This is a genomic window from Methanothermus sociabilis, assembly GCF_055392295.1.
Genome location: NZ_AP042467.1, coordinates 842,354 through 869,093 on the forward strand (window position 1 = coordinate 842,354; position 26,740 = coordinate 869,093).

The following is a 26,740-nucleotide window of genomic DNA, read 5'->3' on the forward strand; positions in this document are numbered from 1 at the left end:
AATGGGATTTTTATTAAAACCAAAAAGATTTTTTCATATGCCTTTAGAAGCAGATGTTATACGCCCTGATTTATTCACTGAACTTAATTTAAAAGAAATTAAAAAACTTGAAGTTTATGAAGGAAATAGAAAAAGACCGTTAGGTGACTTATTTGAAATAAGCAAAAATTCTCTAGCAGATGATATAATTCAGATCGATGGCGATGTTAGTAGAGTTAAATACATTGGCGCGAAAATGAAAGAAGGACAAATAATTATTAATGGAAATGTAGGACTTCAGCTTGGAAGTGAAATGAAAGGAGGAAAAATAAAAGTAAATGGCAATGCGTCATCATGGATAGGTATGGAGATGCAGGGAGGTATTATAGAAATAAATGGAAATGCTGGAGATTATATTGGATGTGCATATCGTGGAAATTGGCGCGGCATGAAAGGCGGAAAGATAATAATAAACGGAAACGCTGGAAACAATGTTGGTGGAGGCATGGTGGACGGAATCATCCATATAAAAGGCAATGTAGGAAATTTCTGTGGCATTCAGATGAAAGGCGGAGAAATAATTGTAGATGGCAATGCTGGAAGGGCACCTGGCGCAGAAATGGTTGGTGGAAAAATTCAGATAAAAGGAAAAATAGATAGTTTACTCCCTGGATTTAAACATATAGAGACGTTAAAAATTGATAATTTACTTTTTATGGTGTTTGAAGGAGATTTATCAGAAAAAATACATAATGGTAAACTTATGATCAATAAAAATAAAAATATGCATATTGTAACAGGCAGTGTTCCTAGAAAACAAAAATTGACAGAAAAAGGTCTTGCAGTGATATATAACAGTGGTAGTACTATTAAACAAGGAGAAATCATCAAAGGGGGTAAAAAATTAACTTCTGATTATATAGAGGAATGTGCGCGTTGTTATATTAATCCTTCAGATCTTGCACTTATTGGGAATCCTAAAAAAGTAGTTGTAGAATGTGAAAATAGGAAAGTAGTGCTAAAAGCTGTTGCAGACCCTGATATTCGTGAGGGAACAATATTTATACCTAGAAGTATATGGGCAAACGTACTAACTCCTTCGTACACAGAATCAACAGGGTCACCTATGTATAAAGGTGTTTTAGTATATGTAAGAAAAGCTTCATCATCTGACAAAATATTAAGCGCTGAAGAAGTTATAGAGTCCATGGGGGGTAAATAATTGAAAGTATATAAAAATATAACATGTCCTGTTTGTGGTGGGGCCTGTGACGATATAGTTGTAATGTATGATGGTACTTCAATAAAAACTAGAAATGCCTGTAGAGAGGGAGCTGCAAAATTTAAAGAAATTGTAAGTCCGCATAGGATTAGATCTCCCCAATTAAAAACTTCTAATGGTAAATTCAAGACTGTTAAATGGAATGAAGCTATAAAAAAAGCCGCTGAAATTTTATCTGAAGCGAAAAGACCTGTTTTATTTTTAGGAAGTGAAATGTCTATAGAAGCTATGGCTGCTGGTCTTGAGCTTGGAGAATATATTAATGCAGTTGTAGATTCAAACGCAACTATCTGTCATGGTCCAACATTAATGGGAATACAGGAAGCAGGCATAAGCGCTGCCACTGCCGGAGAAATAAAAAATAGAGCAGATGTTATTATTTACTGGGGCGCTAATCCTATGGATTCAATGCCAAGGCATATGTCTCGTTATAGTACATTTATGAGAGGATTCTTTAGAGAAAGAGGGAGACATGATCGTACTATAATTACAGTAGATCCTCGTAGGACAGCTACAGCTAAAGCTTCAGATATACATTTACAGTTGAAACCAAATTCTGATTATGAACTGTTTTCTGCAATACTGACAGTAGTAAGAGGACATGAACCTCATCCCTTTGTTGAAGAAGTTACAGGGATACCAGTGGAAACCATCAAAAAAGTTGCAAATATAATGATGAATGCACAGTTTGGAGCTATTTATGGTGGTTTAGGGCTTGCATCATCTGAAGGTAAACACAGAAATCTTGAAATGGTTCTTAAGCTTGTAGCAGCGCTTAATGAACATACTAAATTTACTATTGGTGCTATTAGAGGACATTGTAATGTCGCTGGATTTAACCAATTAGCATCATGGGAATATGGTTTTCCATTTGGAGTTGATTTTACAAGAGGTTATCCCCGTTATAATCCAGGTGAAACAACAATAGTCGACTTATTACGAAGAAAAGAAGTTGATGCACTCTTTGTAATTTGTTCAGATCTCGCAGCTCATCTTCCATATGAGTGCGTTGAATATATGAAAGAAATTCCAGTAATATGTATAGATATATCTCCTTGTCCTACAACATTGGTAGCAGATGTTATAATTCCTGGTGTAATAGATGCGATGGAATCAAGTGGCACATTTTATAGATTTGACAATGTTCCAATCTATCATAGAGCATTCACATCATCACCCTTCCCTGAAACAAAAAGCAATGAACATACAATTAGACAAATACTTGAAACAATAAAAAAGATTCGTAAAGAGTAAGATAGACTTGACAATGCTTTCTCATACTATTTAGTCTATTTTAAGCTACTCCCTACGAGCTTCTGATTCATAGAAAAAACTTGCCCAAACTATATCCCTACAGAGATAGTCCTAAGTAGAGTATTCTTTTAAACAGGCTGTCAGGGCTGTCCCAACTCCTCAACAATATTCTACATGCTGATATATAATTTCTTAATTTATTTTTAATCCTTTTGATGTTTCTCTTGAATTTACTTTCTTAACTATCCATCTAGAACCTTCTTTCCAAGCTTATGATTTTTAACCATATTCTCTATTGTTAAATCTTCAACACATAAAGTATATTCATGAAAGTATGGATTGATATATATTTTCTTAATTTATAGAGTATTTTTGGGGAGAGAAAAATGAAGATAATATCAGTAATAGGTAAGAAAGATACTGGTAAAACAACGTTGGTAAGAAAAATAATTGAAGGGCTAAGGAGTAGAGGTTATAAAGTTGCAGGATTAAAACATGCGCATGTGTATTTTGATTTTCGTGATAAAGACACTGGCAAATATAGAGAAAGTGGTGCTGAAATTGTAGCTGGGTTAGGTAAGGAAACATTTATATTGTTGGATAAAGAATTAAAGCTAGAATATTTAATATATTTGATTTCATTTATTCAAAATCCAGATTTTTTGGTTATTGAGGGTTTTAAGACAGGAAAATTTGCAAATATTTCCACATCTCCAGAAGTTAAGAATAAATTTACAATAGCTACTGTTGATGAAAATTTTGAAATTGAAGAACTGTTGGATTTAATAGAGGAAAGAAGTTATGGATTGTTGCTTAACTTAAATTGTGGTAAGTGTGGATTTGACACATGTGAGGAGTTTGCTATTGCAAAAATTAAAGGTGAGGATGTAGAATGTAAAAGTCAGCCAAAAGATGCTATGTTAATTGTAGACGATGTTCCAGTTCCTTTAAATCCATTTGTACAGAAAATTATCGCCAGTACGATTACAGGGATGATAAAAAGTCTTAAAATGGAAAAAAGCAAAATAAACAATATAAAGCTTTTTATAAAAAATTTAGAATAAAAATTTTATTTCTTCTTCTTTTATTAATCTTTCACAATAATAACATCTAAGAGTTACTGGTTCTTTGTCAACAACGTAAAATTTTGTTTTTATTGGTTCATCAGCATTTGATATACAATTTGGGTTTGGACATTTAATTAGACCTTCTATTTCATCCCTCAATTGCACTTTTTCTTTTTTAACAACTTCATAATCTCTTATAATATTTATCGTTGCTTTTGGAGCTATCAATGCTATTTGATCAACTTCTTCAGAATGTAATTCGCGATTTTCAATTTTTACAATGTCTTTTATTCCCATCCGAGATGATTCCATGTTTATTCCAATGGTTACTTTGTTTTTACCTTCTGGTATTTTAAGTATTTTAAGTACTTGCAATGCTCTACCGGCAGGTATGTGATCAATTACAGTGCCATTCTTTATTGGTTTTACTTTTAATTCCCTGATTTTTCTCATATTAGATTCCTGCCTCTATTTTTTGAGAAATGCATACTCTATATATTTTGCAAATACAGGTCTAGTTATAAATACTCCTATTAACACTCCTATGACTGTTGTGAATGCAAATCCACTCAGCACTCCCACACCAGTATATCCTCTAGTAAGTCCTACATATGCTAGTGGAAACATTGCAGCTATAAAAGTTCCAGCTGAAGCAAATATTATGAAAAATGCATTTCTAATCCTATGTCTCAATCCATACACTGATTTTGCTCCTAATTTTCCAATAACTTCATCTGTAATTATTATTTGATCATCCACCCCAGTACCTATTACAGCAAGGATACCGGCAATTGCTGGTAAATCTATATTCCATCTTATCACAGAAGCTACTCCAAGAACTAATATGACTTCTGATAATGAAGTCAAAATTATTGGAAGTGCTAATTTAATGTTCCTATACCTTATAGTTATGAAAATTGAAACCGCTATTATTGCCAATGCTCCAGCTATTACAGCGCCTTTTGAAAATTCTTTACCAAGTTCGGGTGATATATTATCTATACCTACTATTTTTACTTTTACAGGTAGTGTACCTGCCTTCAATATTGTTTCAACTTCTTTAGCTTCAGCTTCGGCATATTCTTTATTTGGAGCATATCCACTAACTTCAACCTCTGTAACAGGTTTTCCAGCAGCCACATCAGGAGATATTTCTGGAGATGTAATTAATCTATCATCTAAATACATCTTAACTGGTTGTCCTGCTTTACCTTTAGCAATATCTGCAAATCTTTTGGCAGCATCTGGTGACAACCTGAATGGTACTTGCCATTTATTACCTGTTACAATAGGTGGCTGTACACTTACAATGTCTGCACCAGTGAAAACAACTTCATTTCCTATCTTAGCTTCAAATTTTCCAGGGGTTCCAATTATCTTAGTAACTTTTTCAGGTTGAACACCTGCAATTTCTACAAGTACATATTGATTCCCACTTGGCCGAACCTTAACATCCTTAATACCAAAAACATTCAACCTTTTATCAAGTATTGAAACAACAGTGTTCATAGTGTCCTTATCTACAGGCTTCTCTAGTTGTAATTGTACAAGAGATCCACCTTTGAGATCTAATCCCTGTTGGATTCCCAGGACTGTAATAGAAATTATACTTAATATTGTGAGGATTATCAAAAGTAAAACTCTTGGTTCTTTAATAAATTTTGTAAAATTCATCTTTTAGCCTCCAAATACCATCTAATTATTCCAAGATTCATAAACCAAGTACAAAGGATGTCAGCGAAAATTCCAATAATTAAAACAGCGGCTATATTGCTAAGTGTTTTAGCCTGTGGCATTATGACCATAGTCACTATGTAGAGGCATGCCATAGAAACTATTGCAGTTATGGACATAGTAATACCAGTCTTCATTGCATTTATAGCTCTTGATGTAATACTACCTCTTTTTCTTTTTAAAACTCTTGTAGTTAAAAGAATATCTGTATCTACACTATAACCAATTAACATCAAAATTGCACCTACAGAGGCAACAGAAAGTGGGATCCTAAGTATTGACATCCCACCCAGTGCTACTATAATGTCACAAACTGCAGCTAAAATAACTGCTATGGATGGGACCACATCTCTAAACGCTATAAATACAGCTATAGACATAAATAGAAATGCAAAAGCCAATGCCCAATATATTTGAGCCAATGCTTCTTTACTAAGTACTGGTCCTACTGACCTACATCCTATAATTGTAGCTTTTCCTTTCAAATCTTCTGACAATTTTCCAACATCTATTTCTTTTCCAACTTCTACTGTAACCTTTGTTGGAGATGTAAACAATACAGTCACATCTGAAGTGTTAAGACTCTTAATAAATAGCGATTTCAATTCCAACTCATTCATAGGTTTCTCTAATTTTAATTCAACCATTGATCCTCCTTTAATGTCTATGCCTTTCTCAATCCCATTTACAGCAATAATAAAAATTGAAAGTAATGTAATTGTAACAGGGATTAATATTAGGAGTTTGTAAGATTTCATTAATTTTTTAAACATTAATTTCACCCAATTTTTTTATTGTTTCTTCCTTAATCTCTTCTTTATTTTTATCTCTAGTTTTTATACTAAATGCTCCAATAACTTTCCCATTTTTTGAATATATTTTCTCTTTCATTGTTTTGATTGCATTGTCACCGCCATGAGCTGCCATAGTGACAAAAATTACAACATTTTTGTTTGAAAAATCAGAATTATCAATAAATGTTAAAATAGCAGGCGCAGGATTTCTTGCCCACACTGGAGAACCAATATATACTACATCATACTTATCTAAATCTATAGATCTTGGGGTTATATCTGTTTTTTTCTTTAGTAGTGCATCTACTATAGCTAAAAAAATTCCAAAGAATCCTCGCCTATTTTTAAGATCCTCAATTTTAACAAGTTCAGCTTTAGTTTCTTTAGCTATTGTTTTTGCTACAATTTCAGTATTTCCAGTTCTTGAATAATATATAACTATAGGATTTATTTTCATCCTCAAACTCTCCAATTATGGATGTAAACCAAGATTGTCAAGACCTTCAGTCTCATCAAATCCTAGCATTAGATTCATATTTTGTATCGCCTGACCTGAGGCACCTTTAACAAGATTATCTATTACAGAAATTACTACTAATCTATTATTTTTATCTATACCAAAGCCACCAATATGACAATAATTTGATCCTCTTACTGCACTAGGTTCGGGTGTCTCGTCTATAACTATCACAAATGGTTCATTGGAATAATATTCCTTATAAATTTTTTCAATTTTTTCAACATCAATATTTTCTTCTAAAAAAGCATGTACGGTAGTTAATATTCCACGTATGATAGGTATAAGATGTGGTGTAAAAGATACTTGTACATCTGAAATTTTCTTCAATTCTTGTTCTATTTCAGGTGTATGTCTATGTGTTGTAATTTGATATGGAATTATATTATCACTGCACTCTGGAAAATGTGTCATATGGCTTGGATTAATACCTGCGCCGCTTACACCTGTTTTAGAATCTATAACTATCATTTTGGTTAAATTTTTATGGACTAAAGGCAAACATGCAAGTATAGCTCCAGTAGGAAAACATCCTGGATTAGCAACCAAATCTGCCTTTTTTATTTCATCTCTATATAATTCAGGTAATCCATAGACAGCGTCCAGAGGGTGTTCATGTTTTATACCATACCATTTTTCATATACTTCAACATTGTCAAACCTATAATCTCCACTTAGATCTATTACCCTTATTCCTCTCTCTAATATCTTGGGAACAATTTTCATTGATGCACCATGAGGAGTTGCAGTGAAAACTAAGTCAGCGTCAATATCTTCAGGATCAATGTTTTTAAATTTTAATCCTGTGTTTTGTAAGTGTGGATGGATTTTGTGGATAGGAACTCCATCATGCTTTCTTGATGTAGCAGCAACTATTTCGATATTAGGATGTTTTATAAGAAATCTAAGTAATTCGCCACCAGTGTATCCACTAGCACCAACAATAGCTACTTCAGCCATTCAGATCACCATACTAACATTTTTCAATATCATCGAATTTCATCTGTTTAATCTTTTTAATAATTTTACAAGTGCTATCAAGTGGTGACTTCTTATATTCTTTAATTCTAACAATTTTACAATCAATATTCCTTTTTTTTAATTCTTTTTGGAGTTCTTTTTCATCAAAATCTTGATCAGGGCCCAAAGCAATTATATCAGGTTTTATTTTTTCTACGGTTTTGAAAATATCACCTTCACATCCTAAATATGCTTCATCTACAGGTTTTAACATTTTAACAACTTCTAATCTTTGTTTTTCATTTATTACAGGTTTTCTTTTTCTTGCTTTAACTGTTGAATCTCTTGCAACTATAACCACAAGTTTTGAATTTTTACCACCTAATTCTTTTGCTTTTTTTAAATAAAAACCATGCCCAGGATGTATTATATCAAAAGTGCCTGTGGCCATTACTATTTTTCGTATTCTAGAACCTCCTTTAAGTTTATTTTACCTTTATATAGTGCAGAACCAATTACAACGCCATAAACACCAATATTTTTTAATTTTTTAATATCTTCTATTGAGCTAACTCCTCCTGAATATACTATTGGAATATTTACAGATTTAACCAATTTTTTAACGATTTTTGTTTCTATACCACTCATCAAACCTTCTACATCTACATTTGTATATAGTATACTTCCAACACCTATTTTTTGGAATAATTTGGCAAGTTCTATTGGATTTTTGGTTGTGGTTTTGGTCCAACCTTCAACAACGACTTTAGAACTTTTACTGTCTAGAGCCACCATTATTCTTTCACTACCATAAATATTTACAAGTTTTTCCACAATTTTAGGTTTTTTAATGGCTATAGTTCCTAATATTATTCTTTTTATTCCCAAATTCAATAATTTTTCGGCATATTTTTTTGTTCTAATACCACCACCAAATTGAATTGGAATGGAAACTGTGTTCAATATTTTTTTCACAATTTTTAAATTATTTCCAGTTCCAAATGCTCCATCTAAATCTACAATATGTAACAATTTTGCACCTTTCTTTTCCCACATTTTAGATACATACACTGGATCGTCTATTACCACTTGTTCACTTCCAGGTTTCCCTTGTACCAACTGTACACACTTTCCTTCTTTAATATCTACTGCAGGGATTATTATCATTGAGTTACCTCCTGTGGAACTTCCAGCTTCATCAAAAAAGTATAGTCCTAAGTAGAGCATTCTCCTAAATAGGCAGTCAGAGCTACTCCACTCTTCAACAATACTCTACATAATATAGACTTTATGTTAGAAAATAATTATAAACACCTACAAATCTCTAAAGTTTCCAATAGCTTATCTTCTTGTTCTTCACTTGGATAAAGCCTGAACTTATAGGTATATTCATGAAAAAAGTAATGGATTAATATATAGTTTTATTAATTTATAGGGTATTTTTTTGAGAGAGAAAGAGGAAGTAAAAGAAGAGTTGTGTATATTTTTTTAGAACAAGTGTTAGTTTTGTACTTCATCTATATAAATACTTTTCCTATTTTTTCATCCCTGATAGAGTGGAAATCTGTTTTCTCCTATCAAGTTTTTTGGTTTCCACAAAAGCTCCATTAAAATTCAACCAAAATGCTTTAAGATCTTGATAACTTTTCACACACTTACGTATCTTCCATATATTATGAATGTTTAACATTATCTTACAAGAAATCTTTTTTGGAGGTAAGTTATGCATACACCTAAAGTATTGAAAATAGATGAAGTGATAAGGGAATCTAAAGACGTAAAAACCTTTATTTTTAAATGGAATGGAAAAATGCCACAACCTGGGCAGTTTATGATGGTATGGAATTTTAAAGATGAAAAACCTATGTCTGTTTCTTTCATAGATCATGTGGAGAGAAAAATAGGTATTTCAATAAAAAAAGTAGGAGAATTTACATCTGAAGTACATAAATTAACTCCAGGTGACATGCTTGGCTTGAGAGGACCATATGGCCGCAGTTTCAAAATAATCGGTGAAAAAATACTTGCAATCGGCGGCGGAATTGGAATGGCACCGATTGTACCTTTAATTGAAGAAGCAAGAAAAAGAGATGTCAAGGTAGATGCTGTTGTGGCTGCAAAAACTAAAGATGAATTATTATTTTTAAAAAGAATTAAAAAATCTGGTGCAAAAATATTTCCATGTACTGAAGATGGTAGTTATGGATTTAAAGGTTTAGTAACAGAATTTATTTCTAATAAACTCAATGAAAATCAATATGATATGGCTGTTGTATGTGGTCCTGAATTAATGATGAAAAAATTATTTGAAATATTAGATATTCCCACACAATTTTCATTGGAAAGATATATGAAGTGTGGCTGTGGAATTTGTGGCCAATGTTGTGTTGATAAAACTGGTTGGAGAGTATGTGTTGAAGGCCCTGTTTTTTGGGATTATGAGTTAAAAATGATAGAAGAGTTTGGAGTCTACAAAAGAAATTCTAAAGGAATTCCAAAAAAATTTTGATAAAAATGCGGAGGATTGATTGTGAAAGCTGATTTGGGTAAAGTAATGACATCGGTTCCATTTTTAACTATAATTCTAGTTATCTTATCATTCATTGTACTTTATCCTTTATTCACGACTTTAATTTTAAGCGCTGTTTTTGCTTATGGAACAAATTTGATTTCAAAAAAATTTGAGAAAAAGGTTAAATATAAATCACTCTCCATAACGATTGGAATGATAACTATAGTTTTGCCAATATTATTTGTTTTATTATTTCTTTTTTATTCGCTTCTAAATGCTTTACCTTCTCTTATTAAAGTTGTAAATGTTCACAGCATAATGAAATACATACCATTTAAAGTACCTACAGATATAATAACAGATTTAACCCATAGGGTTGTAGAATTTGTATTTGTTTATCTATTAGAGCTGGTACGTTCCCTACCAACTTTGTCAATACATCTACTTGTGTTTATTATGTCAACATTTTATTTGGCACGAGATGGAACAAAATTGATACAATATATACGTTCAATATTACCTAAAAATAAAGTAAAACTCTTCAATAAAATGCTTAGAGAAATTGAAGTTACCATAAGAGCAATATTTTATGGACATTTTCTTGCTGCATTAATAGTAGGTATATTTGCTACTATGGCATATTATATACTTGGATATCCATTTCCTGCTATTCTAGGCGTTATAACAATGTTTACAACAGTTATACCAGTTATAGGACCTTGGCCTGTCTATCTTTCTCTTGGAATATATGATATAATTCATGGCAATGTTATTAGAGGGGTTGCAATAATAGTTTTTGGGAAAAGTTTAGGATTTTTAGATGTTTATTTGAGGACAGAATTAGGAGGTAAGTATGCAGAGATTCATCCGATGTTATTTTTAGTAGGTTTTATTGGTGGCCCAATGATTTGGGGGATAGCAGGATTTATTTTAGGTCCATTAATTCTCTGTACAACTCACACTATCATAAAGACATATAAATCTATTGAAACATGAGAGGTTCTTTTAATCTCCAAAATCTACAAAATGCACATCTTTTGCCTTGTGAAGGCATTCCACATATTTCACATTCTCTTAATTCAAAGTCTTTTTTCTTAAAGATTTTTCTATTTCTTAAAAATCCACGAATAAAATTTAACTTTATTCCTGGATTATCTTTTTCCAAAATATCTAAAAATTTTTTGTATTTGATTGATGTAGCTCCTCTTGCATATTTACATTTTTTAGTTACATGCTCAATTTTAGCAAAAGATGCATATAATGATATTTCTTTATCACGTAACTCATACAGAGGCTTAATTTTTTTAACAAACTTATCTTCTGCTTCAAGTAATGGACCTTGTTTTGATAGATAATCAATATTCCAATGTAAAATATTTGAAAAAACAAAGGCACTTTCATCATCTAAGTTATGTCCAGTAGCTACAGCAGTAAATCCATTATCATATGCAAATTTATTCATAATATATCTCTTTGTTAGACCACAATATGAACAAACAGGTCTCCTTGTTTTTACTTCACCAATACCTCTTCCAAGCAATTTTTTTATTTTTACAATATGTAATGGTAAACCAATTTCACTAAATATTTTCTTGGAGGATTTTTTACACATTTCGGAATAATCCTCTATTCCTAAATCTATATGTAGACCTTCAAATTCATATCCCAGTTTGTTTAGTATGTATGCTAACACTAAGGAATCTTTACCACCACTAACTGCAACTAACAATTTTTCATCCTTTTCTATTAATCTATGTTTATCTATTACATTTTTAACTCTATTTTCACAATATTCTTTGAAATGATTTTCACAAAGATGCATACGTGGATATCTTATAGTTACTTCAGCTTCTTTGTTACAAAATTTACACTTCATTTAATTCCTTCCCAATTTTTTCAATGATAATTTTTGCTAATTTACTTTTTTCCATCAGTGGAAATTCCTCTATATCCTTATTTATTATTGTTGCTTCAATTTTCGATGATCCAAATCCATTTTTTGAAACATCATTGGCAACAACCATGTCTGCATTGGATTCTCTTTTTAATTTTTTCGCTGAATTTATCAATTCTTCTTTTGTAACATTGTATTCGGCTTTAAAACCAACAAGATAAATATTTGGATTTATTTTTTTTACTTCATTTATTACTTTGGGATTTGGTATGAGTTTTAATTCAATAGGTTTTGAAGATGAGATTTTCTTCTCATAATATTTATAAGGTTTAAAATCAGATATTGCTCCAACAGAGATAAATACATCGTAATCTCTTACAATATCCTTTATCTTATCTAACATCTCCTCTGTTGACAATGCTTTAATTTTATTTATAGATTTGGGTATTATTTCTTCAATTCTTCCAATCAATAAGGTTACATCTGCACCTTGTATAAAAGCTTCCTTAGCAAGCTCTACACCCATCTTTCCAGAGCTTAAATTAGATATACCACGTATGGGATCTATAGGTTCATAAGTACCTCCAGCTGTTATAAGTACTCTTTTACCCTCTAGAATTCTTGGAGATATTTTTCTAAATACATTCAAAACAATATCTTCAATATCTGGGAATTTTGCTTTCCCATCCTCAATTTTTGGATCTACAAAAGTTACATTTTCATATTTTTTATCAATTTCTTCTATTTTGTCTTTTATTGCCTTATACATATGTTCATTCATCGCTGGAACAAAAATTATAGGTGTATTAGCACCACAAGCAGCTAATAATAATGTATTAATGGGATTATCAGCTATCTTACATGCAAATTTAGATATAATATTTGCAGTAGCAGGGGCAACAACTATAGCCTCTGCTTCAGCATACTTAACATGTTCTACCTTACCTGTTAGCTCAAGTACAACCTTCTTTTTGGTTGCAAATTCCATTGCATAAGGATGTATAATTTTGCATGCATCGTCGCTCATAAAGCACTTAACATCAAAACCTTGCCTTTTCAGCTCCCTAGCTAATTTAACAGATTCTATTGCAGCTATACTTCCAGTAACACACAAAACTATCATGCTCATGCTTCATCAACAACTATTGTAGTTTTTTTACCAGTTAATTTTTGTATTATTTCATTTAAATTATTTAGATCTCCCGGAATCCTAGAGCTATCTTCTTTTGCAACCCTTATTTTAAATTTTTTCTTTCCATCAACAGTGTAAACAATATTTATGCCAGAAATTGTTGCAGGAGCTAAAACATCCTCTGCTACAGATCTTAAATCTTTATTTTCACCAACAACTCTAACCTTTTTTCCAATAGCTCTTGCTATTCTTTTAACGATTTTACCACCTTTACCAATTAATTTTCCAACTTCATCTTTTTTTGTAATTATGACTACTACATCTCCCATGTCTATTGCTTTTTTAAATCCAATTTTTCCTTTGCCGATCCTATAGAGAATCTTTGATATTTCATACTCTAGTTTGCTCACCTCTCCTTTCCTAAGTTTTTCTTCACAACCTTGACACAAAATCCCACTTTTCAAACATACATCACATATTGGTAATCCCATTATATAATCACCTCCTATAATTTTTCAAATTTAAGAAATCTAAGAGATTTTAAATGTACTAATAACAATGTCAAAATTTAGTTTTTCTTCTTTAAATTTATTTGGAGGGGCTGTACACAAAACTATATAAGCTTCGTCTCCATGAGGTATCCATACAGCTCTCTGGATTTTTTCTTGTCCGTCACTGACCAGGTATATGCATTCTATTGCCTGATAGCCGTTGAAAGTTACGTTACTCTCTGATATTTTTTGATACCTCGGATCACTGAAAAGTGCTGTGTAAGTCTCCTGATAAGTATCGTATAAACTCTTATTTAATTTCTTTTTTTGTATAACAACTGATACGGTTGCAAAGCCAGAACTATTCACAGATTTTGGATCTGCAACTGCACATATGACATCAGGATTTTTTGGTGTTGCAACTACCCAATCTTTTGGATATTCAAAAGATATATTATCTTTTGAAAAGACATTTCTATCTGTGTTTAATGTATATGCATAACCAAGTATAAAGACAATGGAAAGTAGTAATATGAATAATACAATTTTTCTCAACTGTTTCCCTCCTATCCACTAATATTTTGACTTGGAGTTGGATGGCTTTCAGATGGAGTAGGCTGTTGATAACTTGCAGGCTGGTAACTAATAGTTGGATGTTGATAGCTTACATATCCCTGGGTTTCATTGGCAGTGAAATTCTGTGTGACATTTGTTGCATTACTAATACTTTGTGGAAAGGCTGTTTCATTTACAAATACAACCGGTGTATGTGGTGAAAATTTTAAAACATATAAACCAAATGCACTTCCTATTGCAAATGCAAGTAAGATTGTAACTAATATTGAACTTTTTATTTTACTTCCTTTATCTTTGTAATCCAAGTAGCTTTCCTTAAGCTCTTTTTTTCTTTTTTCAACTTTTGGTTTTTCTTTCTTAGGACTTTTCATTTGTTCTAAACGATCTAGAATCTTTAAAGCCTTCAAATCACTAGTGTACTTATTTTTGAGATTCCTATAAACATCTTCAGAAATTTTACCTTCCTTAAAATCCTTTTCTAATTTTTCTAATTTTTTTTCTAAGTCCCTTTTGCTAATACCTACCATCCCCTTCGGGATTTTGAAATAATAATAAAATTAAATTTTTTATAAAAAATTGAGCCCTAAGGCTTCATAAATTATATTCAAAAAATTTTGTAGGTAGTATTGTAATGCAATATAATATTTTGTCTCAATAATATAAAATTTTATCATAACTTCACTAATAAAACAAAAAGTTTTTTAGAGAATAATTCACATAAAAATCTCAAATATTTTTGGAGGGCATACATTTAATGATTAAGATTGAATGTTATGATAAAAAAGGTGTTGAGGCATATGATCTCATTGTTAGACAGACAATTCAAGATTTACAATTAATTCATGCCATAAGAAATTTGAGGATATTCATGGATCCCAGAGAACCTGTTTTTATTATAATAGTAGAACCTGAGAAGACACCAGGACCTGTGTATCTTGATGATATATGTAGTTGGGAATACAAGGGCCCTAATCTTTACATAAATGTTGAAAATGAAACATACTTACCAGATTTATTAAGAAAATTACGAGAATTAGGCATGGATGAGAAAGTCAGTCAGCCAAGCAGATTTGAGATAATAATTGAAGATGCAGAAATTGATCCTAAAAAATTTATAGTCCGAGACCCTGCTGAAATATTGAGAATGAAAATTTATGATGCAATTTTTAGAATAATACCTGAAGGATTTAGAGTTATTGAAAATATATCTACTGACGAGTTAATAGGAATGGTTTGTAGTGATACAACGCTTAAAGAAGAATGGATAAAGAAAGGAAAAGCCATGATTGAGGAGATGAGGAGATAAACATGACACCGCGTCAAACTAGATTTGCTCATTTTACTAAAGTACATCCTTGTTTTAATGAAAAATTGCATGATAAGGTTGGGAGGATTCATCTCCCAATAGCTCCCAAATGTAACATCCATTGCAATTTTTGTGTAAGAGAAAAAAGTAAATGTAAGATTAGACCTGGTGTAACGTCTAGGATAATGACAGTTGATGAAGCCATAAAACATGTAGAAAAAGTTACTAAAAAAATGAAAATATCTGTAATAGGCGTTGCTGGTCCTGGAGATCCACTAGCAAATCCAGAAACCTTCGAATTTTTTAAAAAGGCTAAAAAAAAGTTTCCTAATCTTATAAAATGTTTGAGTACAAATGGATTGCTACTACCTGAAAAGAGTGAGGAATTAAAAAAATTAGGAATCAATACAATCACTGTAACTATAAATGCCATTGATCCCAAAATTGGAAAAAAGATATATTCATATGTTTTTTATCATGGGAAGAAATATACTGGAGAAAAAGCTTTTAAAATATTATTAAAAAATCAACTTGAAGGAATAGAGAAAGTATCTGATAAAATATGTGTGAAGGTCAATACTGTGCTTATTCCTGGGCTAAATGATAAAGAGATTGTCAAAATTGCTAAAACTGTTAAGAAAAAAGGAGCTTCAATGATGAATATAATTCCACTCATACCCTTAGGTAAAATGTCAAATTATAGAAGACCTACTTGTGAAGAGTTAGAAAAGGCTAGAAAAGAAGCTGAAAAAATAATACCTGTTTTTAGAGCATGTAGTCAATGTCGTGCAGATGCATATGGAATTCCAGGAGGTAAAGATAAACATTTAGGAATGACACCATGGAGTCATTATTAGCATGTTTGGAATTAAAGTGCATAAAAAAGACGCTCAAAAAGTGATAAAAAAATTACGTAAAAAATCATTGATATCTAAGGATTACAAAATAAAGAGAGATGACAATTTTGTATATATACCTATAAAAAAGATACCAGGAAATTTAAATTATGAAATAGTTGATATTGAGTTTGAGAAAATAAAAAAAGAGCCAAGATCTTTCATTGATTTATTAGAGGGTAAGCTCAAAAAAGAAGAAATTAAAAAAATAAAAAAATCTTTTGACATAATAGGTGATATTGTCATTATTGAGGTTCCTGAAGAATTAGAAAAATATAAAAAATTAATTGGTAAGGCAGTGTTAGAATTTACAAAAAGAAAAGCTGTTTACATGAAAAAAAGTAAAATAAAAGGAATTAAGAGAATAAGAGATCTTGAACATCTTGCCGGAGAAAAAATATCGGAAACCATACATCAAGAATATGGCACAAGAATAATGCTGGATGTAAAGAAAGTTTATTTTAGTCCGAGATTAGCAACAGAAAGGGAAAGAGTTGCTAGTCAAGTTAAAGATGGTGAAGTTGTAGTAGATGCTTTTGCAGGTGTCGGTCCTTTTTCTCTTGCTATTGCAAGAAAAAAGAAAGCAAAAAAAATATATGCAATAGATATAAATCCTGATGCAATCCATTATCTTAAGAAAAATATAAAATTAAACAAAGCTTATGAGATAATTCCAATTCAAGGAGATACTAGGGAAGTCCTTGAGGATTTGAAGATAAAATATGATCGTATAATTATGAATTTACCTGCTAAAGCTCACGAATTTTTAGATGTGGCATTGAAATTTTTAAAAAAAGGTGGAGTAATACATTATTATGAATTTTCAAAAAATTTTGATACTCCTATTAATAGGATTAAAGAATATGCACCGAACGTCAAAATTCTCAATAAAAGAAAGGTAAAATCAAAAAGCCCAGGAGTATGGCATATAGCAATAGATGCAAAGATATTATAGAGGGTCAACCAATCCTTTCTCTGTGATTATTTTGGTTATGAGATCACTGGGGACAATGTCAAAGGCAGGATTGATAACATCTACATTTTTTGGTGCAATCCTACATTTTCCATAATATAGAACTTCTTTAGGATCCCTTTCTTCAATTTCAATTTCATTTACATTTGATTCTTCATCAAAGGTACTTGTGGGTGCTGCAACATAAAATGGAACATTATATCTGTTGGCTGAAAGGGCAATCATTAAAGAACCAATTTTGTTGATTACCCCTCCTTTGGCAACTCTGTCTGCACCAATTATAACTTTATCTATATACTTCTTTTGCATTAAATATCCAGCTGCACTATCTACAATAAGTTTTACATTAATTCCCTCTTGCTGCATTTCCCAAGTACTTAATCTAGCTCCTTGACCTAGTGGGCGTGTCTCAGTACATATAACCTCAATATTTTTTCCTTCTTCTTTTGCAGCCCTAATAACCCCTAATGCTGTACCATAATCTACACATGCAAGTGCTCCAGCATTACAATGTGTTAAAATAACATCTCCATCTTCTATTAATTTAGAACCGTGTTTCCCAATTTTTTTGTTTGTCTCCACATCTTCTTTATAAATTTTCAGGGCTTCATCTATAGGAGAATCAGAATTTACAACCCTATCTACAGCCCAAAACAAATTTATAGCTGTTGGGCGAGTATTTTTTATTTCTTTGGCGGCCTTATTTATATCTTCTCCATTTATTTGTGCTAATGCAACTCCAAATGCAGCTGCAACACCAATAGCTGGAGCACCTCTAACAACCATATTTTTTATTGCATAAACGACATCTTTATGATTTTTACATTCAAAATAGGTAACCTCGTCAGGCAACTTTCTTTGATCTAAAAGTAGGAGTTTGTTATCTTCCCAAATGATTGTTTTCATGTTATCTTTCCTCTATTAGTAGTTAAGAATGCTTTAACAAGCATTCTCTTCTTAACTTTAATAATTCTTTTTTCTTCTTTTCAAAGTCTTCAGGTTTTTTAACAATTTTTCTAATCTTTTTATGGATACATTCAACAACTTCATCTTTGTGGATCCAGAAACAATTTTCACAACTCCATACTTTCTTTTTTTTAATCCAATATCCACCAGTTGATTGGTCACCACAGGGATAAAAAGGACAGAAACAAAACATACAATTTTGGTATGGGAAATGACATGGATAATATTCACATTCTAGATTAGGACCTTTCTGAATTTTTCCTTCAAGGTATCTTTTGTAGTAATCACGTGCCAATTCATTAATTGGTTGTTTAATAACATAGCCTCTAGGAGTTATCATGTAATTATTTTCTATGTATGTTAGTTTATTTCCAATAATTACAGTTGTTGACATGTCTATTTTTTCATTTTTTAAATTTTCAAGCTTAGTAATTTTCTTTTTTTCATTTCTAACAATTCCTACTGGTGTATCTGGTTTTAAATATTTGAGAAGCAAATCACAAACTTCAAAAAACAATTTTTTTCTTTTTTTGCTTGAAGGATTGTAAAGAACTATAATCATGTGGGATTTAGCTGCATGTTTAATTTTTTCTTTTATTTCATATACGGGTGTAAGTATGTCACTAAGACTTATTACAGCAAAATCATGTAGAGGTGCACCAACCTTAGATGCAGCATAAGTTGCAGCTGTAACACCTGGAATTACTTCTATTTCAAGGTCTGAATATTTTCCTATTAATTGAAAAAGGACGTTTGCCATTCCATATACACCAGGATCACCAGAACTAATAAGTGCTACATCTTTACCTTCATAATGTTTTTGTATTGCTAATTCAGCCCTCTCTATTTCATCACCCATTCCTTTAACTATCACTTCTTTACCTTTAACTAAATCCTTTATCATTTCAATATATTTTTTATATCCTATAACTACATCAGATTTTTTTAAAGCTTTCAAAGCACGCAAAGTTATATCTTCCCTACTAGGCCCTATACCAACAATTCTTATCAACAATATCACCTATCTATGACGATAATTTTGTTATGGAAATTATTTTAAGAGTGGCAACATCTATTCGAACTTTCTTGTCTTCAATAACCTTGCCTTTTGCAGAAGCTTTAATTAGGAATTTTTCACCAGGTTTAATTATTATTTCTCCACCTACATTAGTCATGTTTTCCTTAAAACCTGTGGCGGTAATATTTAAATCTACATTTTTTCCTATTTTGGCTCCATATCCTACAACAATCATTGTATTTGTATCTATTCCATCTACCTTTGCAGCACTTCGTAGTGCATTAATGAGTTCAATTTTGTTTTCTACAACATAATTTTCAGGAGGTCCACGTAATACATTGGCTATTTTTTCTTTTATTCCATGAAGAGGCTTTAGCATGTTCAGTTGCATATTTATTAAATTATTTATATCTGGAGTTTGGGAAGTAACAAAGGTGTAAGATACGATTATCCCTAATTCGAAAAAAATTATGAATATTATCGCTAAGAACACTGTCCTTAAAACTGACAAGCTTATCACCTTTAACACTTTTCAAAGATAATCTAGGCTATAATAATTTTTAAGCTAATAATTAATTAGCAAATATATTTTTGCTTTATGTTGCAGGAAGTTTTTCAACAGAAAGTACTTTAATTTTTGAGTTGTGTAAAACTGGCACTTGACCAGGAGTTGGTCTTATATTATGTATTTTCTGGAATTCTGTCTGTTCCTGAAAAGTACCTGAATTTATTAAATGTATACCTTTATATTTTTTATAGTCATTTATATGTACATGTCCAGCATGGAAAATATCTGGAATAGTATCAATCACAAGATGATCTTCTGGTTCTGGAGCTATTGGAGTTCTAAGTCCATATATTGGTGCCAAATGTCTTTTTTCAAGTAATTCTACCATTATTTCAGCAGGTTTATCATGTGAAAAATTAGCTGATATTGCCATATCGTCAAAACTTCTACCATGATATATCATAATTTTTAACCCATCAATACATATAATAGAAGGATTGCTAACAAATTCTGCATTTGGTAGATCATATAAGGCTTTAGCATATTCTTTTTCTAGGGGTTGTTGAGGTTCTGCAATTCTTGAGGCATCGTGGTTTCCAGGAGCTATTATTATTTTTATATCCTTCCTTATCTCTCCTAATAAGCGTGCAGCTTCCTCATATTGTCCTTCGATATCTTTTATTGCCAGTTCTTTTTCTTGCCCCGGATATATACCTACACCGTCAACAATGTCTCCAGCAATTATAATATATTCAATTTCTCCAGCTATATTTCCCCCTTCATTTATCCATGATATTAGTTTTTCAAAGGAATTTTCAAGAAATTTAGAACTACCTATGTGTAAATCCGAAAGAAAGAGTATTGTACAATTTGAATTTTTTTCTTCGATTCTGGGAATTCCTGGTTGTATAATCTCTGAAGCAGTGACAAATCTTCCATTTTTTTTGCCTATGACGCCTATTACTTCATCTTGCACTATATTTTCAGTTTTTTTAAACAAATCCCCATCTTTATTTACAAATACTATACATTTACCAGTTTTATCTTCCAGTTCAATAATTTTATGATTTTTTTTGGTTGTCCTAACTTCATTTACAATTCCAGCTATTTTTACTTCATTGTCACCAATATCTTTTATGTCTACAATTTTACCAAGTCTTTTTTCTAGTAACCCTCTCAACTTTTCATATCTATTGTGAAAATAATTAAGTAAATTTTTGATATCTCCATCAGAATTTAGACTTTCAATATTCTTTATTATCTCCAGTTTGCTTCTCTTTTTCTTAATTTTTATTTTAGGAACTTGAGGTTTTTTCTCTATAAATACCTCTTCTACAATTTCATTAGTTATCAATGGAAATTCTAAATTTCTTTCAACATAATCTTTCAGTTTAGAAATTATTTCTTTATCACTATTATCTAGATCTTTGAGTTTTTCATAAGCCTCTGGAGTAATCAATATATCATTCTTACTTAATTCTTCTAATAAATTAGATCCCATGTTTTCTAGAACTCCTCATGATAATTAAAATTAATTTTCAAAAAAAGTAATAGTCCCGGGCGGAGTCGAACCGCCGTCACCGGGTCCAAAGCCCGGCAGGATTACCACTACCCCACGGGACTATATGAAATATCAGTCAGTAAAATTATGATATAAATCTTATTAATAAATTTTACGGTGAGGTAGATTGTAAATTAAAGCCTTTACTACAAAAAATTTTTAGAAGATCTCTCAAAACTTTTATAAAAATGAGTTTCACTTATAACTTATAAGTTATAACTTATAACTCTCTAAGTTTGACTTAAATCAATGACTTTAAACTGTCAGATAAATAATTTTGGTTATGAAAAATTAACTCAACTAATTTTACAAAATTGTTTTCCCTAAATGTTGTGTGTTATCCAACAGAAATTTATAACCCAAAATTAATAAATTTATAGTTTGATAAAATAAAAAATTCATGGTGATCGTTTGTTAATAAAACAACGATTTGTATTAGATACTAGTGCATTTACAGATGTTGAATTGAGAAATAAACTTGGCGATGGTGATTTAACTAAAACAATAGAAAATATGGTAGATTTAATTGCTAAAGCTAGAACAAAGCTTAATATAAGTTGTCACATGCCTCCAGTTACATATAAAGAATTAATAGATTATATATCCCTATATGATTGTCCAGAAGAAATTAAAACAAGATTAGATACATGGATTGTCAAAAAAACGCCTAATCGTTATGAAACCAAAATACCTTCTCAAATATTCTATGAATATGTGAGAGACATGAGAGAAAGAATTAATAAAGGCATGAAAATTGCTGAGGAGATGATTTGGGAAGCTGCAACAGAATCTCTAGTCATGAAATCAAGAGGACATGAAAGACAAAAAATAGAGGTTAATACAATTGGAGAAGCAATAAGAGAATTTAGAAAAAAATATAGATCAGCGTTAAGAAAGGGGACACTTGATAGTGCTCCAGATTTGGATGTACTTTTATTGGCTAAAGAGTTAGATGCAGGTGTTGTAGCAGCTGATACAGGAATTAAATCATGGGGGGAAAGATTAGGGTTAAGATTTCTTGATGCTACATCTTTTCCAAAAATGATTCAAGAATATCTAAAGTATTATAGATGATGGGGGACATGCATGGAATTAAGAAAACCTAGAGGGACTAGGGACTTTCTATTTGAAGACATGGAATTAAGAAAAAATGTAGAAATGAAATTACGCAATGTGTTTGAAAGATATGGGTATCGTGAAATTAAGACACCAATTTTTGAGCATTTAAAACTTTTCACAATTAAATCTGGAGAAGAAATAAAAGAACAAATGTACCACTTTAAAGATAAAGGTGGTAGAAATTTAGCACTAAGGCCTGAATTAACAGCGCCTATAGCACGTCTTTATGTAAATAAATTACAAAGATTTCCAAAACCAATAAAAATGTATTATTTTGGTAGTTGTTTCCGTTATGAAAGACCTCAAGCAGGAAGATTTAGGCAGTTTTGGCAGTTTGGATGCGAATTGATAGGTGGAAAATCACCTGAAGCAGAGGCTGAAACGATTGCCTTGGCATATGATTGTCTTAAGGAACTTGGACTTAAGAATTTTAAAATACATATAGGACATATGGGCATAGTAAGAGGAATGCTTGAAGAAAATGGTGTTAAAGGTGAAAAGCAGGATCATATAATGACTTTGATTGATAAAGGAGATAAAGAGGAGTTATCTAGATATTTAAATGAGATATCATTTCCTAGTGAACTTCAAGAACTTTTATTTTCATTAATTGAAATGAGAGGGGATTCTAAAATATTAGATGAAATTTTAGATATTGTGGGGTACAGGAGATCTGTCGAGGCTATACAAGAATTAAAAAATTTAGAAAGTTTATTGGAAGTTTTTGGCGTGAAAAATTACCTTATGGATCCAGGCATTGCAAGAGGTCTTGACTATTATACAGGTATAGTATTTGAAATATATATTTCAAAAACTCAGATATGTGGTGGAGGAACATACAATCTAATTGAATTATTTGGCGGTGAAAAAGTAGAATCAACAGGTTTTGCATTTGGGTTTGATAGATTAGTTGAGGCAGTTGGAAATAAAACAGAAAAATTTTCTTTCGCAGATGTTTTCGTAGCTCCAGTATCAGATGAAACAAGAGAAGCAGCTTTCAAAATTGCACAAAAAATTAGAAAATCCGGAATATCAGCAGATGTAGACTTGTCCCGACGCAAATTAGGAAAATTACTTTCATATGCAGATCATTTGGGAGTTAAATACACAATAATTGTTGGTAAAAAAGAATTAAAACAAAAAAGAGTAACTGTTAAAGACATGGAAAGTGGTGAACAAAAAGAAGTTCAAATTGATGACTTATCTGATTATTTAAGAAGGGGGCTCAAAAAATTTTGAATTTTAGACATGAAATAAATGGTGAAAAATTAGTAATTGCAATAGCTCAGGATTTTAAAACAAATAAGGTTTTAATGACCGCATACATGAACAAAGAAGCATTTGAGAAAACACTGAAAACAAAAAAAGCTCATTACTGGAGTACCTCTAGAAAAAAAGTATGGATGAAGGGAGAAACATCTGGCAATATACAAAAAGTTAGAGAGATGTATGTAGATTGTGATAGAGATGCCGTGTTACTCAAAGTAGAACAGAAGGGAGGAGCATGTCATACAGGACATTACTCTTGTTTTTATCGTAAAATAGATATGAATAATATGAAAATGAAAAGTGTGGAGAAACAATTGTTCGATCCTAAAGAAGTCTATGGAGGTACAAAGAATGAGAATAGTGCCTGATACTAGTGTTATCGTTGATGGACGAATTACAGAAATAGTGCAAAAAAAGAAATTTAAAGGATCTAAAGTAATAGTTCCCGCAGCTGTAGTATCAGAACTAGAATACCAAGCAAATAGAGGTAGAGAAAGTGGATTTAATGGTCTCGAGGAACTTAAAAATCTTCAGAAATTACATAAAAAAGGTGAAATTTCTCTAACGTTTGCTGGAAAAAGACCATCATTAGAGGAAATTACTTTGTCAAGAGGTGGAGAAATAGATGCCATGATTCGTGATATAGCAAAAAAACACAATGGAATTCTTGTAACTAGTGACAGAGTTCAGGCAAAAGTTGCTGAAGCACAAGGTCTAGAAGTTATTTACATTAAACCACAGGTTCTAGATTATAAAAAGTTGGAGATAATGAAATATTTTGATGAAAACACAATGTCAGTTCATCTTAAAGAAAACGTTGTTCCTATGGCAAAAAAAGGTAAAATAGGTAATATAAAACTTGTTAAAATTGGGTCAAAACCTCTAAATAGGTCAGAATTATCTAAAATGGCTAGAGAGATAATTGAAGCTGCAAAAAGTGATTTAAAAAGCTTTATTGAAATTGAAAGAGAGGGGGCTACAGTTGTCCAGTTTAGAGAATATAGAATTTCTATAGCACGTCCTCCATTCTCTGAGGCTTATGAAATTACGGCTGTAAGACCTGTTGCAAAAGTTTCTTTAGAGGATTATAAGTTACCAAACAAACTTATAAAACGTTTAAAGGATGTTGCAAGGGGTATATTAATTGCAGGTCCACCTGGTGCGGGTAAGAGTACGTTTGCTCAAGCAATAGCAGAATTTTATAAAGAAGAAATGAATTCTGTTGTTAAAACGATGGAATCTCCACGTGATTTACAAGTTAGCGATGAAATTACTCAATATGCTCCACTAGAAAGAGACATGCAGAAAACTGCAGATATATTACTTTTAGTGAGACCAGACTTTACAATTTATGATGAGATGCGAAAAACCAAAGATTTTAAGATATTTGCAGATATGAGACTTGCAGGAGTAGGAATGATTGGAGTTGTACATGCTACAAGGCCTATTGATGCCATTCAGAGAGTTATTGGTCGTGTAGAACTTGGAATGATACCTTCAATTATTGACACCACGATATTCATAAAAGATGGAAAAGTAGAAACCGTTTATGATATTTCATTAACAGTTAAAGTTCCAACAGGCATGACTGAAGAAGATTTGGCAAGACCTGTAATAGAGGTAAGAGATTTTGAAACAAATGAATTGGTGTATGAGATATATACATATGGTGAACAAACTGTTGTTATGGATGTATCAAAAATTTCCGCACCTAAGAAAGCACCTGTTAGAACATTAGCTGAGAAAGAAATTGAAAGAGAGTTTAAAAAGCGTTTTCCTCATGTAGATGTTAAAGTAAAAATGGAATCTGATAACAGAGCTAAAGTTTGGGTCAATGAAAAATACATACCTCAAATAATTGGTAAAAAAGGAAGAACCATCGAAAAAATAGAGGAAAAGCTGGGTATAAGTATAAGCGTTGAACCACTGGTAGAGAAAAAGAAAGAAAAAGAAATTACAGTAGATGTCAATGATAATCATATAGTATTGAACTTTGGAACTGAAGATGTTGGCAAGTCTTATGATATATTTGTTGATAATGAGTACTTGTTTACAGCTACAGTGGGTAAAAGAGGTACAATAAAGGTTAGAAGAGATATAGATTTAGCAAAGGTTATAGAGAAGGCTATAGAAACTAATTTACCTATCACAGCAAAACCAAGAGATTAGGTGTTAATTATGAAATTTGGAGTTTCTACTTTAGCTTTGTATCCTTCTCCTATAGAAAAAATTTTGGATTTTGTTGAAAATTTAGGTATGGATTATTGTGAAATAATAAATGAATATCCTTTTGATGATTTAAATTATGAAATTTTTGAATCATATTTTTTAGATGTAGTGATACATGCACCAATATCTGATATAAATATAGCCTCACATAATCATGCCATGAGAAGAGCATCTATAGAAGAAATAAAATCTTCGATAACATTAGCATCAAAAATAAATTCTGAAAAAATAGTAATACATCCAGGAATTGTTCCTGTACTTGGAAAAAAATTCATAAATAAAATAGAGAAATACAATATAGATGCATTGAGAGAAATTAGGGACCATGCTGAAAATTTAGGTGTAAAGATATGTTTAGAAAACATGCCTAATCTTGAAGAATGTTTATGTAAGGATCTAAATGAAGTATATAAGATTGTTAATGATTTAGGAATCTATACAACTTTGGATGTTGGCCACGCTAATACTATGGGTTTAGATGTAGAAAAATTGAAAATTGATGACTCTGTTATCCATATACATATTTCAGATAATGATGGTTCTTATGATACGCATGATGCTTTGGGAGAGGGAAATATAAATTTCACAAAGTTGTTTAAAAAGAAATTGAAAAATTATTCTGATACAATTACAATAGAAATAAAAACAAAGGAAGAATTATTAAAAAGTATAGAATATTTGAAAGCAAAAAAGATTTTATAAG

The 26,740-nt window shown here is 31.3% G+C and carries 30 protein-coding genes and 1 tRNA gene; 13 read left to right on the plus strand and 18 right to left on the minus strand.

All coding sequences use genetic code 11. The features are described 5' to 3' along the window. Position 1: 1 nt before the first annotated feature. From ACZ5LY_RS04580 to mobB, 3 genes are all read left to right on the plus strand, one after another. Positions 2–1,201, plus strand: coding sequence for a formylmethanofuran dehydrogenase subunit C (locus ACZ5LY_RS04580; protein WP_013414228.1), 1,200 nt, complete (start codon positions 2–4; stop codon positions 1,199–1,201). Further along, complete coding sequence (locus tag ACZ5LY_RS04585; protein ID WP_464577126.1) at positions 1,202–2,515, plus strand: formylmethanofuran dehydrogenase subunit B; 1,314 nt, start codon at positions 1,202–1,204, stop codon at positions 2,513–2,515. Between the two features lie 386 nt (positions 2,516–2,901). After that, positions 2,902–3,579 (plus strand): molybdopterin-guanine dinucleotide biosynthesis protein B, encoded by a 678-nt coding sequence (gene mobB / locus ACZ5LY_RS04590; protein ID WP_464577128.1) that lies wholly within the window; start codon positions 2,902–2,904, stop codon positions 3,577–3,579. On the opposite strand, the gene pyrI is transcribed toward mobB, so the two are convergent. The 8 genes from pyrI to ACZ5LY_RS04630 all read right to left on the minus strand — a co-directional run bounded on the left by pyrI (position 3,571) and on the right by ACZ5LY_RS04630 (position 9,002). Continuing rightward, positions 3,571–4,035, minus strand: a complete 465-nt coding sequence (gene pyrI / locus ACZ5LY_RS04595; RefSeq protein WP_013414231.1) for an aspartate carbamoyltransferase regulatory subunit — start codon at positions 4,033–4,035, stop codon at positions 3,571–3,573. The genes mobB and pyrI overlap by 9 nt on opposite strands. Positions 4,036–4,050: 15 nt before the next feature. Further along, complete coding sequence (locus ACZ5LY_RS04600) at positions 4,051–5,256, minus strand: preprotein translocase subunit SecD (RefSeq protein WP_013414232.1); 1,206 nt, start codon at positions 5,254–5,256, stop codon at positions 4,051–4,053. Next, positions 5,253–6,089 carry a protein translocase subunit SecF gene (locus tag ACZ5LY_RS04605; RefSeq protein WP_013414233.1) on the minus strand — a complete coding sequence of 279 codons (837 nt, stop codon included), beginning with the start codon at positions 6,087–6,089 and terminating at the stop codon, positions 5,253–5,255. The genes ACZ5LY_RS04600 and ACZ5LY_RS04605 overlap by 4 nt, the downstream gene beginning before the upstream one ends. Continuing rightward, the gene (locus ACZ5LY_RS04610; protein ID WP_464577131.1) at positions 6,082–6,567 is read right to left on the minus strand and encodes a flavodoxin family protein; all 486 of its coding nucleotides are present in this window, start codon (positions 6,565–6,567) and stop codon (positions 6,082–6,084) included. Before ACZ5LY_RS04610 ends, ACZ5LY_RS04605 begins: the two co-directional genes overlap by 8 nt. 15 nt (positions 6,568–6,582) lie before the next feature. Beyond that, on the minus strand, positions 6,583–7,587 hold the full coding sequence (argC, locus tag ACZ5LY_RS04615) for an N-acetyl-gamma-glutamyl-phosphate reductase (RefSeq protein WP_464577133.1): 1,005 nt from the start codon (positions 7,585–7,587) through the stop codon (positions 6,583–6,585). Between the two features lie 13 nt (positions 7,588–7,600). Then, entirely contained in the window at positions 7,601–8,038 is a 438-nt protein-coding gene (locus tag ACZ5LY_RS04620) for an FAD synthase family protein (RefSeq protein ID WP_464577135.1), read from the minus strand. Between the two features lie 2 nt (positions 8,039–8,040). After that, on the minus strand, positions 8,041–8,754 hold the full coding sequence (gene hisA / locus ACZ5LY_RS04625; RefSeq protein WP_464577137.1) for a 1-(5-phosphoribosyl)-5-[(5-phosphoribosylamino)methylideneamino]imidazole-4-carboxamide isomerase: 714 nt from the start codon (positions 8,752–8,754) through the stop codon (positions 8,041–8,043). Between the two features lie 137 nt (positions 8,755–8,891). Then, entirely contained in the window at positions 8,892–9,002 is a 111-nt protein-coding gene (locus ACZ5LY_RS04630) for a helix-turn-helix domain-containing protein (protein WP_464577997.1), read from the minus strand. Between the two features lie 308 nt (positions 9,003–9,310). On the opposite strand from ACZ5LY_RS04630, the gene ACZ5LY_RS04635 reads away from it, so the two are divergent. Beyond that, entirely contained in the window at positions 9,311–10,096 is a 786-nt protein-coding gene (locus ACZ5LY_RS04635) for a dihydroorotate dehydrogenase electron transfer subunit (protein WP_013414238.1), read from the plus strand. Positions 10,097–10,117: 21 nt separating this feature from the next. Next, positions 10,118–11,095 carry an AI-2E family transporter gene (locus tag ACZ5LY_RS04640; protein WP_013414239.1) on the plus strand — a complete coding sequence of 326 codons (978 nt, stop codon included), beginning with the start codon at positions 10,118–10,120 and terminating at the stop codon, positions 11,093–11,095. Here the strand turns inward: ACZ5LY_RS04640 and ACZ5LY_RS04645 are convergent. Genes ACZ5LY_RS04645 through ACZ5LY_RS04665 form a run of 5 tightly spaced genes read right to left on the minus strand, consistent with a single transcriptional unit; the run spans position 11,082 to position 14,719 of the window. Beyond that, positions 11,082–11,975 carry a TIGR00269 family protein gene (locus ACZ5LY_RS04645; RefSeq protein WP_464577140.1) on the minus strand — a complete coding sequence of 298 codons (894 nt, stop codon included), beginning with the start codon at positions 11,973–11,975 and terminating at the stop codon, positions 11,082–11,084. The two genes, ACZ5LY_RS04640 and ACZ5LY_RS04645, sit on opposite strands and share 14 nt — an antisense overlap. Beyond that, positions 11,965–13,122 carry a bifunctional phosphopantothenoylcysteine decarboxylase/phosphopantothenate--cysteine ligase CoaBC gene (coaBC, locus tag ACZ5LY_RS04650; protein ID WP_464577142.1) on the minus strand — a complete coding sequence of 386 codons (1,158 nt, stop codon included), beginning with the start codon at positions 13,120–13,122 and terminating at the stop codon, positions 11,965–11,967. The genes ACZ5LY_RS04645 and coaBC overlap by 11 nt, the downstream gene beginning before the upstream one ends. Beyond that, entirely contained in the window at positions 13,119–13,616 is a 498-nt protein-coding gene (locus ACZ5LY_RS04655) for a transcription elongation factor NusA (RefSeq protein WP_013414242.1), read from the minus strand. The genes coaBC and ACZ5LY_RS04655 overlap by 4 nt, the downstream gene beginning before the upstream one ends. Positions 13,617–13,655: 39 nt before the next feature. Beyond that, positions 13,656–14,171 carry a PsbP-related protein gene (locus ACZ5LY_RS04660; protein ID WP_013414243.1) on the minus strand — a complete coding sequence of 172 codons (516 nt, stop codon included), beginning with the start codon at positions 14,169–14,171 and terminating at the stop codon, positions 13,656–13,658. 11 nt (positions 14,172–14,182) lie between these two features. Beyond that, on the minus strand, positions 14,183–14,719 hold the full coding sequence (locus ACZ5LY_RS04665; protein WP_464577145.1) for a hypothetical protein: 537 nt from the start codon (positions 14,717–14,719) through the stop codon (positions 14,183–14,185). Positions 14,720–14,946: 227 nt separating this feature from the next. Between ACZ5LY_RS04665 and ACZ5LY_RS04670 the strand changes: the two genes are divergently transcribed. From ACZ5LY_RS04670 to ACZ5LY_RS04680, 3 genes are read left to right on the plus strand one after another with little or no spacing between them, the layout of a single operon-like run. Next, complete coding sequence (locus ACZ5LY_RS04670; protein WP_013414245.1) at positions 14,947–15,498, plus strand: methanogenesis marker 17 protein; 552 nt, start codon at positions 14,947–14,949, stop codon at positions 15,496–15,498. 2 nt (positions 15,499–15,500) lie between these two features. Next, a complete protein-coding gene (locus ACZ5LY_RS04675; RefSeq protein WP_013414246.1) occupies positions 15,501–16,355 on the plus strand; it encodes a radical SAM protein in 855 nt (284 codons plus the stop codon). A 1-nt stretch (position 16,356) separates the two neighbouring features. Continuing rightward, a complete protein-coding gene (locus tag ACZ5LY_RS04680) occupies positions 16,357–17,349 on the plus strand; it encodes a class I SAM-dependent methyltransferase (RefSeq protein WP_464577148.1) in 993 nt (330 codons plus the stop codon). Here the strand turns inward: ACZ5LY_RS04680 and mtnA are convergent. The 5 genes from mtnA to ACZ5LY_RS04705 form a co-directional block, all read right to left on the minus strand. Continuing rightward, a complete protein-coding gene (mtnA, locus tag ACZ5LY_RS04685) occupies positions 17,344–18,273 on the minus strand; it encodes an S-methyl-5-thioribose-1-phosphate isomerase (RefSeq protein WP_464577150.1) in 930 nt (309 codons plus the stop codon). The genes ACZ5LY_RS04680 and mtnA overlap by 6 nt on opposite strands. 22 nt (positions 18,274–18,295) lie before the next feature. Continuing rightward, a complete protein-coding gene (gene cobJ / locus ACZ5LY_RS04690; RefSeq protein WP_013414249.1) occupies positions 18,296–19,345 on the minus strand; it encodes a precorrin-3B C(17)-methyltransferase in 1,050 nt (349 codons plus the stop codon). Between the two features lie 13 nt (positions 19,346–19,358). Beyond that, positions 19,359–19,862: a hypothetical protein gene (locus tag ACZ5LY_RS04695; protein ID WP_013414250.1), complete on the minus strand. Its 504-nt coding sequence runs from the start codon at positions 19,860–19,862 to the stop codon at positions 19,359–19,361. An 85-nt stretch (positions 19,863–19,947) separates the two neighbouring features. Further along, positions 19,948–21,360: a DNA-directed DNA polymerase II small subunit gene (locus tag ACZ5LY_RS04700; protein ID WP_464577153.1), complete on the minus strand. Its 1,413-nt coding sequence runs from the start codon at positions 21,358–21,360 to the stop codon at positions 19,948–19,950. Positions 21,361–21,410: 50 nt separating this feature from the next. Then, positions 21,411–21,482, minus strand: a tRNA-Gln gene (locus ACZ5LY_RS04705). A gap of 349 nt (positions 21,483–21,831) precedes the next feature. Here ACZ5LY_RS04705 and ACZ5LY_RS04710 point away from each other — a divergent pair. From ACZ5LY_RS04710 to ACZ5LY_RS04730, 5 genes are read left to right on the plus strand one after another with little or no spacing between them, the layout of a single operon-like run. Beyond that, complete coding sequence (locus ACZ5LY_RS04710; protein WP_013414252.1) at positions 21,832–22,494, plus strand: RNA ligase partner protein; 663 nt, start codon at positions 21,832–21,834, stop codon at positions 22,492–22,494. Between the two features lie 12 nt (positions 22,495–22,506). Further along, complete coding sequence (hisS, locus tag ACZ5LY_RS04715) at positions 22,507–23,778, plus strand: histidine--tRNA ligase (protein ID WP_464577155.1); 1,272 nt, start codon at positions 22,507–22,509, stop codon at positions 23,776–23,778. After that, complete coding sequence (gene hisI / locus ACZ5LY_RS04720) at positions 23,775–24,176, plus strand: phosphoribosyl-AMP cyclohydrolase (protein ID WP_013414254.1); 402 nt, start codon at positions 23,775–23,777, stop codon at positions 24,174–24,176. Before hisS ends, hisI begins: the two co-directional genes overlap by 4 nt. Further along, on the plus strand, positions 24,160–25,977 hold the full coding sequence (locus ACZ5LY_RS04725; RefSeq protein ID WP_013414255.1) for a PINc/VapC family ATPase: 1,818 nt from the start codon (positions 24,160–24,162) through the stop codon (positions 25,975–25,977). Before hisI ends, ACZ5LY_RS04725 begins: the two co-directional genes overlap by 17 nt. A 9-nt stretch (positions 25,978–25,986) precedes the next feature. Beyond that, positions 25,987–26,739 (plus strand): sugar phosphate isomerase/epimerase family protein, encoded by a 753-nt coding sequence (locus ACZ5LY_RS04730; protein WP_464577158.1) that lies wholly within the window; start codon positions 25,987–25,989, stop codon positions 26,737–26,739. Position 26,740 lies beyond the last annotated feature (1 nt).